Origin of the sequence: Enterovirga sp. (genome assembly GCF_035325185.1) — a bacterium.
GTDB lineage: Bacteria > Pseudomonadota > Alphaproteobacteria > Rhizobiales > Beijerinckiaceae > Enterovirga.
Genome location: NZ_DAOLAJ010000017.1, coordinates 41,234 through 52,545 on the forward strand (window position 1 = coordinate 41,234; position 11,312 = coordinate 52,545).

Below are 11,312 nucleotides of genomic sequence, written 5' to 3' on the forward strand. Positions count from 1 at the left end.
GGGGGGGGGGGAACCGCCTCCCCCCGGGGGGCGCGGGGAGAGGGCGCGGCCCCTCCCCCCCCGCCCCCCCCCCCCCCCCCCGGCCCCCCCCCCCCCCCCGCCGCAAGCGGGGGGAGGGTTGGCGCGGGCAATGACGATCTGCTCATGATCGTCCGCCGGGTCGAGGCCCTGTCGCGGTTCCTGGAAACCGAGGACGGCCGGAACCTCCTCGCCGCGACGAAGCGAGCCGCCAATATCCTGCGGATCGAGGAGAAGAAGGACGGGCGCTCCTACGACGAAATCCCCGATCTCGCCGCGCTCGCCGAGCCCGAGGAGAAGGCGCTCGCCGTTGCGCTCGCGCGGGCGGCGGGGGCGGCGACCGAGGCCGTTGCGCGCGAGGCGCTCGAAGAGGCGATGAGCGCGCTCGCCGAGCTGCGCCCGGCGGTTGACGCCTTCTTCGACAAGGTGACCGTCAACGCGCCCGATCCGAAGTTGCGCGAGAACCGCTTGCGGCTCCTCGCCATGCTGCGCCGCGCGACCCGCGAGGTCGCCGATTTCTCGCGGATCGAGGGATAGGCGGCCGCCGCCGTCGGCATATGCCTGCAAAAAGAAAAGGCCGCCGCGCATCCGGCAGGATGCACGACGGCCTTTGCGGAAAGGAACGCGGCCGGAGCCGCGAAGCCTTAGCTGCGCTTCGGCCCGGGGGCGGCGGCCTTGGTGGCCTTCGAGAACGCGGCGGAAGCCTGGTCGGCGGCCGAGCGGGTGGCGGCAGCGGCCTCGCTGGCAACCGTGGCGGCCTGGTTGGTGGCCGTGCGGGCGGCGTTCTGGGCGAGCTCGCTGAGCTCCTTCAGCTGGGCCTGGATCGCCGCGAACTGCGTGCGGGCGAACTCGGACTGGAGCTGGAGGGCCTCCTGGAAGTCGGCGGCGCGGACCAGCTTCTGGGCATGGTCGAAGGCGGCGGCGACGTTCTGCTCGGCATAGGACAGGGTCTTCTTCGTCGCGTCGGACGCCGAGGACTGCATGGTCGTGGTCGAGCCCTGCACGGTATCCACAGCCTTGTGAGCGGCGGTCAGGAAGCCGTCGAAGGCCTTGCGAGCCTGGTCCACGCTCTTCTCGGCGAAGTCGCGCATCTCGGCGGGGATCTCATACTTCATCGTCTTGTCCACAATTGCCTCCTTTTCCGGCGTTTTGTGCACTGCAACATAGCTCGGTGCAGCAGCCTGTGCAACCCCTAAGGATAAAAATAAAGTCTTTTCTGCGGTTCCGGTTCGGGAAACGATGGGGCTCGCTTTCGGCCTGAAGATTTGGTTACAGGTTTTATGCAACCACGAGAGCAATCGGGATGACGCTGGCGGCCGACCAAGGCGGCAAGCTGATCGCGGCGCTGGCCGCCGAGCCCGGATTCGCGCGTCTGGCCGAGCCGGGCACGGCGGCTTTGCTCTGGCGGCCCGGGGACGGCGCGCCCGTCTGGGCTTCCGAGGCAGGGCGCGCGCTCCTGAGCCGATTGCCGAAGGCGCCCGACGGCTCGCCCTGCCTGCCGCCTTCCACGAGGGCGAGGCTCCTGGCGCTCGGCGAGGGGCGGGCGCCGCGTTCAGGCTTCCGTCTCGAGCGGCTGCGCTGGGGCGCGATGGAGGCGCCGCTTACGCTCGCTTGCCGCCTCGCGTCTTTCGAGGGCACGCCACTGCTCCTCACGGCGGCGCTGCCGCCAGGCGGCGCGGCGCGCCCGCCGGGCGTTCCGGTTCCGCCCGAAGGGACGGGGAGGGACGAAAGGCCGCATCCCTCCCGCGTGACGGTCGTTCTTCCTTCCGCGCGGGGCCGCCGCTTCATGTGGCGGGCCGATGGTGCGGGACGCTTCACCTTCGTGTCGCCGGATCTCGCCGAAATCGTCGGCGCGCGCGGGGCGGATGTCGTCGGGCGCCGGTGGGACGAATTGGCGGGGTATCTCGTCGAGGATCGGGCGGGTGCGATCGCCGCTGCCTGGGCGCGCGGCGAGGGCTGGTCGCGGCTCCCGATCGGCTGGCGGGATCCCGAGCGGGAACGCGTGATCCCGGTGGAGCTGAGCGGCGCCCCCGAATCCGGCGCGCCGCCATCCTGGCGCGGCTTCGGCCTTGCCCATCCCGAACAGTCCCGCGCCGTCGAGCCCGGGATCTTTCGCGAGACGCAGCGCCCGCGGAAGGAGCCGGTGGCGGGCGCGCCGGCGGAGGCATCCGCGCCGACCGGCGCTGCCCCCGGGTCGGGCGGCCAGGCGGGCGAGGCCGTGTTCGGCCTGTTGCGAGCCTGGCTCGTGCCTCCCGGCGGCCCGGCAGCCCGGCCGGAGGAGGGCGAGCCGCCCGCCGCGGCAAAGCCCGGCGTGGCGGAGGGGCTCACGAGCGGCGAGCGGGGAGCCTTGCACGAGATCGCGCGCCTTCTGGGAGGGGGACCGGGCGAGCGCCCCCCGGCACCGGAGGACCGGCCGTCGGCGGATATCGTGCCCCTGCCGCGCCTTCGTCCGCGGGCCGATGCAGCTGCCCTGCTGGACCAGTTGCCGGTCGGCTGCGTGGTTCTGCGCGACGGCGCGCCGCTCTTCGCCAATCGCGCCATTCTCGACCGGCTCGGCTTTCCCGGCCTGCCCGAGGCGGTGGCCAGGGGAGCCTTGCAGAATCTCGCCGGGATCGCAGCGGCCGGCGGGGCGCCGGCGAGCCTGTCCCTCATGGACGCGGCGGAAACCTCGCATGCGTTCGAGGCCCGCTCCGCGCGCGTCGATTGGGGGGAGGCCGGTGCCGATCTTCTCCTCCTGACCCCGCCTCCCGCCGCGCCGAAGGCGGAGATTGACGCGCTCCGCCTCGATCTCGAGACGCGCGACCGGCGGCTGGAGCAGGCGTGCGCCGCCCTGGACATCGCGGCCGACGCGGTCGTCTCGCTCGATCCGGCTGCGCGGCTCATGTCCCTGACCCGCTCGGCGGAGCGGCTGTTCGGCCTTGCGGCGAATGAGGTCGTGGGGGACAGCGTCACGGCGCTGATCGAGCCGGTGGATCATCGCGCGGTCCTTGCCTGCCTCGATGCGGCGCGGACGGGGCCCCCCGGCCTCATCCAGCAGCGCGAGGTGCGGGGGCGGGCGCGCAACGGCACCGTGATTCCCCTCGCGATGCGGGCCGGGCATCTGCCCGCGGAGGGAGGGGGCTTTTCCGTCTCCTTCAGCGACATCAGCCGCTTCAAGGTGCTGGAGAGCGAGCTGCGCAAGGCGCGCGAGGCGGCCGAGGAAACGAGCGCCAACCGGGCGGATTTCCTCGCGCGGATCAGCCACGAGGTCAGGACGCCCCTGACCGCCATCACGGGCTTTGCCGAGCTGATGCTGGAGGAGAGGTTCGGGACGCTCGGGAACGAGCGCTACAAGGGCTATATCCGCGACATTCGCGATTCTGGCGTCCACGTCATCAGCCTCGTGAACGATCTCCTGGATCTCGCCAAGGCCACTTCGGGGTCGAACGATCTGCGCCCGGAATCGTTCGATCTCAACATGGTGGTCCAGCAATGCGTGGCCTTGGCGGGTCCGCTCGCGGGCCAGGAGAAGACGATCGTGCGAACCAGCTTTCCGGCGGGCCTGCCGCATGTCTTCGCCGACGAGCGCTCGATCCGGCAGGTCGTCATCAACCTGCTCTCCAACGCGATCAGGTTCACCGGGGCGGGCGGGCAGGTGATCGTCTCGACGGCGGCGGGGGTTCCGGGCGAAATCGTGCTGAGCGTGCGCGACACGGGGCCGGGCATGTCGGAGGAGGAGGTCGCGACCGCCCTGACGCCCTTCCGGCAGGTGCCGGCGACGCGGCGCAGGGACGGAACCGGCCTTGGCCTGCCTCTTTCGAAGGCATTGACGGAGGCGAATGGCGGGGTTTTCCTGATCACCAGCGCCCGTGACCACGGCACGCTCGTCGAGCTTCGCCTGCCCGTGGAGAAGGAGCAGGCGGTCGCCGCCGAATAGGCGGGCGACCCTGCCTTTCAAACGGGCTCGCATTATGTTGCAGTGCACACTATATAGGGAGCATGGCAACGATCTCCTCCTTCGAAGCGCCGGATGAGATGATGCTGCGCTGCGGCACGCAGGTCGTGATTCGCGACCTCGTGCCGGAAGACGACGCGCTCTACCCGGAATTCCACGCCCATGTTTCCGCGCGGGACCGCCAGCTGCGGTTCTTCTCGGCGGCGCCCATCAGCGAGCGGCAGATCCACCGGCTTACGCATTTCGACCCGGAGAACGCGATCGTCCGAGCGGCGCTCGGCAAGCAGGACGGCAAGCTCTACGGCGTCGCCCGCCTCCACCGCGTGAAAGGCGAGGAAGGCGAGTTCGCCGTCATGGTGAGGTCGGATTTCAAGGAGCAGGGCCTTGGGCGCAGGCTGCTCGAGGAGGTGATCGAGCGCGCCCCCTCCATCGAGATATGGCGGATCGTCGGGCTCATCCTGCCCGAGAATACCGGGATGCTCGCGCTCGCAACCGAACTCGGCTTCGAGACGCGTCTCGATCCGAGCGAGGAGGACGTGATGCTCGCCTCGCTCGAACTGCCTCGGACCGGACCGCGCCTCGCCGCCTGAGGCGTCGCGCATCCGGCGGCCGAGCCGGGTGGGGGCGGCTCCGCCTGTCGCCCGGCCGGGTGCTCGCGTCGACGCTCCCCGGTTCGCGCCTTCGGCGCGACTCGGCCCTCCCCGCCGCAAGCGGGGGGAGGGTTTACGCGCGAGCCGTCGAGGCCATAGGAGACAGCCCTGCGAAGGGCGATGTCAGTGCCCGGTACGATCCGCCGCGCGCGTGGCCTCGAACAGGAACCAGGTCCGGCGCTCGGTCTCGTCGATGAAGTTTTCCAGGAGGCTCGCGGTCGCGACGTCGTCGTGCTCGTCACAGACGCTATGCGCTTCGCGCATGGCCTTGGTCATCGCCTTGTTGTCTGCGACAAGCTCCGCGAGCATGTCCAAGGCGGAGACGAAGGGGGCGTCGTTCTCCTCGATCGAGGTCTGGCGCTTGATCTGGCCGATGGAGCGCACGGTCGAGGCGCCCAGCTTGCGCACGCGCTCGGCCAGGGGATCGATCGTCGCGAAAATCTGGTCGGCATGCTCGTCGAGCATGAGATGGTAGTCGCGGAAATGCGGCCCGCTCAGATGCCAATGGAAGTTCTTCGTCTTCACGTAGAGGGTGAAGGCATCGCAGACGAGCTTGTTGACGGCCTCCGCGATCTCTTCCACCGCCTTGGGCGGCAGATCGGTCGGGGTGTCGAGATTGGGCAGGTTCTTGGGCGGATCGAGCTTGGTGACTTTGGCCATTGGCAGTCTCCCGGGCGCCGCGGCGCCGACGGGAGTGGAACGAGGCAGAGGCCGCCCCGTTCCATCGCTGCAATCCCGGGGGTCAGTGCTCGTGGAACTCGCTTTCCAGCCCGCCGATATGCTTCTGGGCATAGAGCTGGACGCCGAGCTGCTCGATCACGCCGAGCTGGGTCTCGAGGAAGTCGATATGGCCTTCCTCGTCCGCGGCCAGTTCCTCGAAGAGGTTCTTCGAGACGCGGTCGTTGACGCTGTCGCAATATTTGGCGGCCTCGAGATAGAGGCTGCGCGCCTCGACCTCGGCGGCGAGGTCGCACTCGATGACCTCCTTGATGTTCTGGCCGATGCGCAGCGGGTCGAGCACCTGGAGGTTCGGGAAGCCCTCCAGGAAGATGATCCGCGCGACGAACTTGTCGGCATGGTTCATCTCCTCGATCGATTCCTTGCGCCAATGCTTGGCCAGGTCGAGATAGCCCCAATCTTCGAGGAGCCGGAAATGCAGCCAGTACTGGCTGACCGCGGTCAGCTCGCTGCGCAGGCCGCGATTGAGATAGTCGATAACCTTGGCGTCGCCCTTCATCTGGGGTCCTCACTCTGAAGTGAGAGCCATGTAGAATGAATGGGCGCCGCTGTCCAGCAGTTTAGAATCTTTTCAAACTAACTTTTAGGCCGCGACCGGCCTCCGGCGTGCCCGCCTCCGGCGCGGTGGCCCTTACGCGATCTCGCGCTCGGCGGGCTCGTGATGGCCGAGGCAGTTCGAGACCGGGCAGACCTGACAGGCTTCCTTGGCCGCGGCAAGCAGGGCGTCGTCCATGATCGTGCGGATGGATCGGGCGCAGCGTCCGCAATTCGGCGAGCAGCCCAGGCAGCGATAGACCTGCGCGGGCGTGCGCGGACAATCGGGCCCCGGCGCAAGGCAGCCCTTCACGTCTCCGTCCGAAAGGACGTTGCACGAGCAAACAATCATCCGCCAGCCAGTTTAGAAGAGATATAAACTACGAGCGATTTCAAGACCTTAGCCGATAAGGGTCCTCCAATTCAACTCCCGCCGGCGGGGGGCGGCCGGCGGGCGGCTGCGTCACATGCGCCCGTGCTGCTCCCGCTGCGCCTGCTTGCGCGGCCCGAGCGAGGAGGTCGTGGCGGGGTCCGGGAGCGGGGCGGGCGGCTCGGTTCCGGCGGGCTTGGGCTCGTCGATGCCGTAGACGTCGTCGCGGAAATGGGCGGTGCCGTCGGCGGAAGCATAGCCGGTGAGATAGATCCAGGCGACGGGGACGGGCTTCGACAGGCGCGCATCGACGCGCTTGCCGCCCGCGATGGCTGTCTCGATCTCCATCGGCGTCCAGCTCGATCCCGGCCCGCGCGGGCCGGGCGAGGTTTCCAGCAGCCAGGCGGCGAGGCCCTTCACCCCCGAGACCCGCACGCAGCCGGAGGATTGCGCCCGCAGCGAGCGCGCGAAGAGGCGCTTGGAGGGCGTGTCGTGCATATAGACGGCGTGGCGGTTCGGCATGTCGATGCGGATCTCGCCGAGCGAGTTGTCGGAGCCGGAATCCTGCCGGATCGTGTAGTTGGCCGCCCGTTCCGTCGACCAGTCGATCGTGGCCGGATCGACCTCCTGGCCCTGGCCGTCGAAGATGCGGATATGCATCTTCGCCAGATAGCCCGGCTCCTTGCGGACATGCGGAATGATGTCCTTCTTGATGATGGAGACGGGGACCGTCCAGGTCGGGTTGAAATTGACCGAGGTGACGCGCGTCTCGATCTCGGGGGAGGGGCGCTCGGGCCGCCCCACCACGGCGACGAAGCGATGCGCCACCACCCCCCGCTCGACCGCCTCGACCGCGGCGCCCGGGATGTTCACGACGACGTAGCGGTCGCCGAAGGGAAAGCGCAGCTTCGTCAGCCGGCCGGCCGAGGCTTCGAGCTGCCGCACGCGCATCGCGGCCGGGATGTTGAGATGCACGAGCGTGCGCGGTCCGACGGTCCCGGTCGGCTCGAGCCCGTGGCGCGCCTGGAAGCGGCGGATGCCTGCCGCGACGCCGTCGTCGAAAAAGTTGCCGGCCAGCTCGTGATCCTGGAGGTCGCCGGTGACGGCGAGCCTCTTCTTCAGGGCCGCGACCGCGCTTCCCGCCGAGCCCGGCTTCAAGCGGATGGCCTCGCCCGGAACCGTCGGCCAGCCCCCCGCCTCCGCGAGGGCGCGGTAGCGCTCGGCCGCCTTCAGCGTCGCCGCGAAGGTCTGGGGCGTCAGGGTGGGGCGCGGGTCCTCGGAAAGCCTGATCGGCTCGGGCGGCGCCAGGGGCGCGGCGGGCTTGGCCGCGCTCTGGCTCGCGGGCTTCGCCTGGACCGTGGGATTCCCCTGGGCCAGGGGCTTCGCCCGAGGGGCGGGTCTGGCCTGCGCGGCGCGCGGCTTCGCCGCAGGCACCGCGGCCGGTGCGGCCGGCGCGGTCCGGGGCAGGCTGGACAAGGCGGGGGCCGGCGCCACTTCGATGGGAGGATCGAGGGGCGGCAGCGCCTCCGCGGGGGCTTGCAGCGGCGCGGCCTGGACCGCCGGGCCTTCCTCGGCGAAGGCCGGCGCCGCCACGAGCAGCGCAGCCAGGGAAATGGCCAGACGGGCCGGCCGGAGGGCGATGATACGCACGACGATGTTCCGCCTACTCGGAGGCGGAGAATGCGCGATCAGGGTTTACGAATGCTGACCGCCGCAAGGCGCGACCCGGCGCCCATGCGTTGACAGGGCCGCCGTCTTCGTTGTTCTCGACCCGCCGGAGCATTCGTGATCCGGAACCGACAGCGCCCGGCATCCCGTGCCGCGTTCCGCGGGCGCGGTTTCCCTCCTCTCCCGGCAGAGCGGCGCTGGAGCATGATGAGCAGGCAGGACGGAATGGGAGCTTCCTTGGGCGCGTGGCTTCGGCGCGAGATCCGCGGGCTCTCGGGCATCGGGCTTGCGCTGGGCAGCCTCTTCTTCGCCGCGACGCTGACGCCGTCCCTCATCCCCCGAACCTTCATGGCCCAGGGTGTCCTCGGCGGCCTCTGCCTTGCGATCGGCTACGGGCTGGGCGCCCTGTGGCGCGGCCTCTGGGCCTATATGGAACTGCCCGAGCCGGCAGAACGTCTGCGACGCATCGCCAATTCCATCGTCGCGCTCGTCTGCCTCGTGATCGTCGTGCTGTTCCTGTCGCGGGCGGCGGAGTGGCAGAACTCGATCCGCACCCTGATGAGGATGCCGCCTCTCGACAGCGCCCATCCGACGAAGCTCTGCGCGGTGGCGCTCGCGACCTTCGCCGCCCTGCTCGCGCTCGGGCGCCTGTTCCGGTGGGGCGGCGGCTATCTGGCGGCCCGCGTGGGCCGGATCGCCCCGCGCCGGGTCGCCAACGTCGTGGGCTTCGCGGGCGCGCTGCTTCTGGTGTGGCTCCTCGCGAACGGCGTGATCTATCGCTTCGCGATCCACGTGCTCGACGGGTCCTACCAGGCGCGCGACGCGCTGATGGAGCCGGAGCGCCGCCAGCCTGATGCGCCGGAAAAGACGGGAAGCGCCGCCTCGCTGGTCAGGTGGCGCGACCTTGGCCGGGCGGGGCGCGAATTCGTGGCCTCGGGGCCGACCGCCGCCGAGATCGAGGCCGTGGCGGGAGGCCCCGTGCGCGAGCCGATCCGGGTCTATGTCGGCCTGGGCTCGGCCGAGACGCCGCGCGCCCGCGCGCGGCTCGCCCTCCGGGAGATGCAGCGCGTCGGCGCCTTCGACCGCAAGGTGCTCGTCGTGATCACGCCCACCGGCACCGGATGGGTCGACCCCGCGGCCATGGATACGGTCGAGTACCTGCACAGGGGCGACATCGCGAGCGTCGCGGTGCAATATTCCTATCTGTCGAGCCCCCTTTCGCTGCTGGTGCAGCCGGAATTCGGCGGGGAAACGGCGCGGGCGCTGTTCTCGGAAGTCTACCGCTACTGGACGAGCCTGCCGAAGGAGCACCGCCCCAAGCTCTACCTGCACGGGCTCAGCCTCGGGGCGATGAATTCCGAGAAATCGGCCGAGCTGTTCGAGATCCTCGGCGATCCGGTGGACGGCGCGCTCTGGAGCGGCCCGCCCTTCGGCAGCCGGATCTGGCGCTCGATCACGCAGAGCCGCAACGAGGGCAGCCCGGCCTGGCTTCCCGAGTTCCGCGACGGACGGCTCGTGCGGTTCATGAACCAGGACGGGACGCGCGTTCCGGCGGATACCCCCTGGGGGGTGATGCGGGTCGTCTACCTGCAATATGCGAGCGATGCGGTGACCTTCTTCAGCTACGGCGATTTCTTCCGCCGCCCGGCCTGGCTGAATCCGCCCCGCGGCCCCGACGTCTCGCCCCAACTGCGCTGGTATCCGGTGGTGACCGCCCTGCAAATCGCCGTCGACATGGCGGTGGCGGCGACCACTCCCATCGGCTACGGTCACGTCTATGCGCCTCGGCATTATCTGGAGGGCTGGGTGGCGGTGACCTCGCCTCCCGGCTGGTCCGAGGAGGCGCTCGGGCGTCTCAAGGAGCATCTGGCGAGGACGGTCAGGGCGCCGCGAGGCTCCTTCCAGGGTGGCGAGAGTGCCTATTCGAACCGGGGAGGATAGTACGCAGCGAGGTTGGCGGATGATGCGGCCGGTCGAGCGCCGGGCGCCGGCGGCCCCCGATCCGTGCCGGGGAGCGGAGGCCTCATGAGGAACGCGTCCCGACGGCAGCCGGAGGCGAATGCCGGTCCCGGTGCGAGATCGCCATGCTGACGGCCTTGCGGCTCCCGTTCCGGCGCTTTGTCGTGCGGCACAGGCTGCATGAGATGGCGTATCTGTCGAGCGATCGCGAGATTCGGGCGGTGCTCGGCGGCGCGCTCGACGAGGTCTGCCGCCGATCCATTCTCTCGGGCTGGTCGAGCAGGACGGCGGCCGGCATCCTGGGGGCGATCTGGATCGGGCGGCTCGCCCGAAGCCTCGACCATGATCGCCGCATGTGGCTCGGGGAGCAGATCCTGGCGCAGGAACGGGCGAGATACACCTCGCTCGACTGGCTGGCCGAATTCGACAGCGACCGGATGAACGTTGTCGGGATGGACGTCTTCCTGCTCCGCTTCAACTTCGCGAGCGGCACGCTCGCCTCCTGGATCGCGGAGGGCAAGGCCGTCGATCCGGACGTCCGGCGCATTTTCCTGGCCATGGCGGCATGGGGGCTCGCAGGCATGCCCGAGCAGGAGGCGGAGCAGCGCTTCTACGACCTGCTCGCGGAACTGGAGGACTAAGCCCAGCCGTCGGCTCGAGAGGTCTTCTCGATCTCGCTTGCGGGCGGGGAAAGGAACATTGTCGGCGCGGCGCAGTTAAGCTTCGCGTTCGGCCAGAGCGTCGCCTCCCAGGAGGATGCGCTGTGCGCTTTCCGCCGGCTTCGGTAGAGTTCGCATTGTCGCCTTCGATTCGAAGCCGCCTCCAGGAGGAATCAGATGAGCATTTTCGGTTCGATCATGTCGAAGGTTTTCGGTGGCGGCGCCAAGGCGGACACGACCGCCGCGGGCACGGCTGCAGAGGCCGGCGCGCCGGGGGGCGGCGTCGATGTCGAGAAGGTCCTCCAGGATCTCGCCGACAAGTCCGGCAAGCCGTCGAACTGGAGGCAGTCCATCGTCGACACGATGAACCTTCTCGGGCTCGACAGCTCGCTTTCCGCCCGCAAGGAACTGGCCAAGGAACTCGGCTATACCGGCGATACGAACGACAGCGCCTCGATGAACATCTGGCTGCACAAGCAGGTCATGACCAAGCTCGCCCAGAACGGCGGGAAGGTGCCGGACGACCTGAAGGCGCATGCCTGATCCCGCATCTCGCAGGAGGTGAGGGCTGCGAGACCCCGGCGCGTGGCGCCGGGGTCTTTTTCATGGAAGGGGCGGTGTTTCGCCCGGCGCGCCCTTGTTCGGGGGGCGCCTTCCCCTTATAGCAACGCCGCAGACGGCCGCCCCATCCGGGCGCGCCTCGCTCCGCGGCCTTCGTCTATCGGTTAGGACACCAGCCTTTCACGCTGGGAAGACGGGTTCGACTCCCGTAGGCCGCGCCA

10 protein-coding genes, 1 tRNA gene and 1 pseudogene are annotated in these 11,312 nt (G+C 69.6%); 7 read left to right on the forward strand and 5 right to left on the reverse strand.

What is annotated here, in order from left to right; genetic code table 11:
- Nucleotides 1-132: 132 nt before the first annotated feature.
- A pseudogene (locus PKD06_RS05560) lies at nt 133-555 on the forward strand (DALR anticodon-binding domain-containing protein); the annotation flags it as partial.
- Nucleotides 556-662: 107 nt separating this feature from the next.
- On the opposite strand, the gene PKD06_RS05565 reads toward PKD06_RS05560, so the two are convergent.
- Entirely contained in the window at nt 663-1,133 is a 471-nt protein-coding gene (locus PKD06_RS05565) for a phasin (RefSeq protein WP_324378417.1), read from the reverse strand.
- Between the two features lie 188 nt (nt 1,134-1,321).
- On the opposite strand from PKD06_RS05565, the gene PKD06_RS05570 reads away from it, so the two are divergent.
- Entirely contained in the window at nt 1,322-3,934 is a 2,613-nt protein-coding gene (locus PKD06_RS05570) for an ATP-binding protein (protein WP_324378419.1), read from the forward strand.
- A gap of 62 nt (nt 3,935-3,996) precedes the next feature.
- Entirely contained in the window at nt 3,997-4,542 is a 546-nt protein-coding gene (locus tag PKD06_RS05575) for a GNAT family N-acetyltransferase (RefSeq protein WP_324378421.1), read from the forward strand.
- A 183-nt stretch (nt 4,543-4,725) separates the two neighbouring features.
- On the opposite strand, the gene PKD06_RS05580 is transcribed toward PKD06_RS05575, so the two are convergent.
- The 4 genes from PKD06_RS05580 to PKD06_RS05595 all read right to left on the reverse strand — a co-directional run bounded on the left by PKD06_RS05580 (nt 4,726) and on the right by PKD06_RS05595 (nt 7,894).
- Nucleotides 4,726-5,262 carry a DNA starvation/stationary phase protection protein gene (locus tag PKD06_RS05580; protein WP_324378423.1) on the reverse strand — a complete coding sequence of 179 codons (537 nt, stop codon included), beginning with the start codon at nt 5,260-5,262 and terminating at the stop codon, nt 4,726-4,728.
- Between the two features lie 82 nt (nt 5,263-5,344).
- The gene (gene bfr, locus PKD06_RS05585; protein WP_324378425.1) at nt 5,345-5,839 is read right to left on the reverse strand and encodes a bacterioferritin; all 495 of its coding nucleotides are present in this window, start codon (nt 5,837-5,839) and stop codon (nt 5,345-5,347) included.
- 132 nt (nt 5,840-5,971) lie between these two features.
- A complete protein-coding gene (locus PKD06_RS05590) occupies nt 5,972-6,226 on the reverse strand; it encodes a (2Fe-2S)-binding protein (RefSeq protein ID WP_324378427.1) in 255 nt (84 codons plus the stop codon).
- A gap of 111 nt (nt 6,227-6,337) precedes the next feature.
- Nucleotides 6,338-7,894: a L,D-transpeptidase family protein gene (locus PKD06_RS05595; protein WP_324378429.1), complete on the reverse strand. Its 1,557-nt coding sequence runs from the start codon at nt 7,892-7,894 to the stop codon at nt 6,338-6,340.
- A 243-nt stretch (nt 7,895-8,137) separates the two neighbouring features.
- Between PKD06_RS05595 and PKD06_RS05600 the strand changes: the two genes are divergently transcribed.
- From PKD06_RS05600 to PKD06_RS05615, 4 genes are all read left to right on the forward strand, one after another.
- The gene (locus tag PKD06_RS05600) at nt 8,138-9,853 is read left to right on the forward strand and encodes an alpha/beta-hydrolase family protein (protein WP_324378431.1); all 1,716 of its coding nucleotides are present in this window, start codon (nt 8,138-8,140) and stop codon (nt 9,851-9,853) included.
- 143 nt (nt 9,854-9,996) lie between these two features.
- Nucleotides 9,997-10,512 carry a hypothetical protein gene (locus PKD06_RS05605; RefSeq protein ID WP_324378433.1) on the forward strand — a complete coding sequence of 172 codons (516 nt, stop codon included), beginning with the start codon at nt 9,997-9,999 and terminating at the stop codon, nt 10,510-10,512.
- A gap of 195 nt (nt 10,513-10,707) precedes the next feature.
- A complete protein-coding gene (locus PKD06_RS05610; protein WP_324378435.1) occupies nt 10,708-11,073 on the forward strand; it encodes a DUF3597 domain-containing protein in 366 nt (121 codons plus the stop codon).
- Nucleotides 11,074-11,237: 164 nt separating this feature from the next.
- Nucleotides 11,238-11,312 (forward strand) — tRNA-Glu (locus PKD06_RS05615).

Excerpts from the sequence above, each read along its gene's own strand:
- PKD06_RS05565 (WP_324378417.1), bottom strand. The coding sequence starts at position 1,133 with ATGAAGTATGAGATCCCCGCCGAGATGCGCGACTTCGCCGAGAAGAGC.
- PKD06_RS05570 (WP_324378419.1), top strand. The coding sequence starts at position 1,322 with ATGACGCTGGCGGCCGACCAAGGCGGCAAGCTGATCGCGGCGCTGGCC.
- PKD06_RS05575 (WP_324378421.1), top strand. The coding sequence starts at position 3,997 with ATGGCAACGATCTCCTCCTTCGAAGCGCCGGATGAGATGATGCTGCGC.
- PKD06_RS05580 (WP_324378423.1), bottom strand. The coding sequence starts at position 5,262 with ATGGCCAAAGTCACCAAGCTCGATCCGCCCAAGAACCTGCCCAATCTC.
- bfr (WP_324378425.1), bottom strand. The coding sequence starts at position 5,839 with ATGAAGGGCGACGCCAAGGTTATCGACTATCTCAATCGCGGCCTGCGC.
- PKD06_RS05590 (WP_324378427.1), bottom strand. The coding sequence starts at position 6,226 with ATGATTGTTTGCTCGTGCAACGTCCTTTCGGACGGAGACGTGAAGGGC.
- PKD06_RS05600 (WP_324378431.1), top strand. The coding sequence starts at position 8,138 with ATGGGAGCTTCCTTGGGCGCGTGGCTTCGGCGCGAGATCCGCGGGCTC.
- PKD06_RS05605 (WP_324378433.1), top strand. The coding sequence starts at position 9,997 with ATGCTGACGGCCTTGCGGCTCCCGTTCCGGCGCTTTGTCGTGCGGCAC.
- PKD06_RS05610 (WP_324378435.1), top strand. The coding sequence starts at position 10,708 with ATGAGCATTTTCGGTTCGATCATGTCGAAGGTTTTCGGTGGCGGCGCC.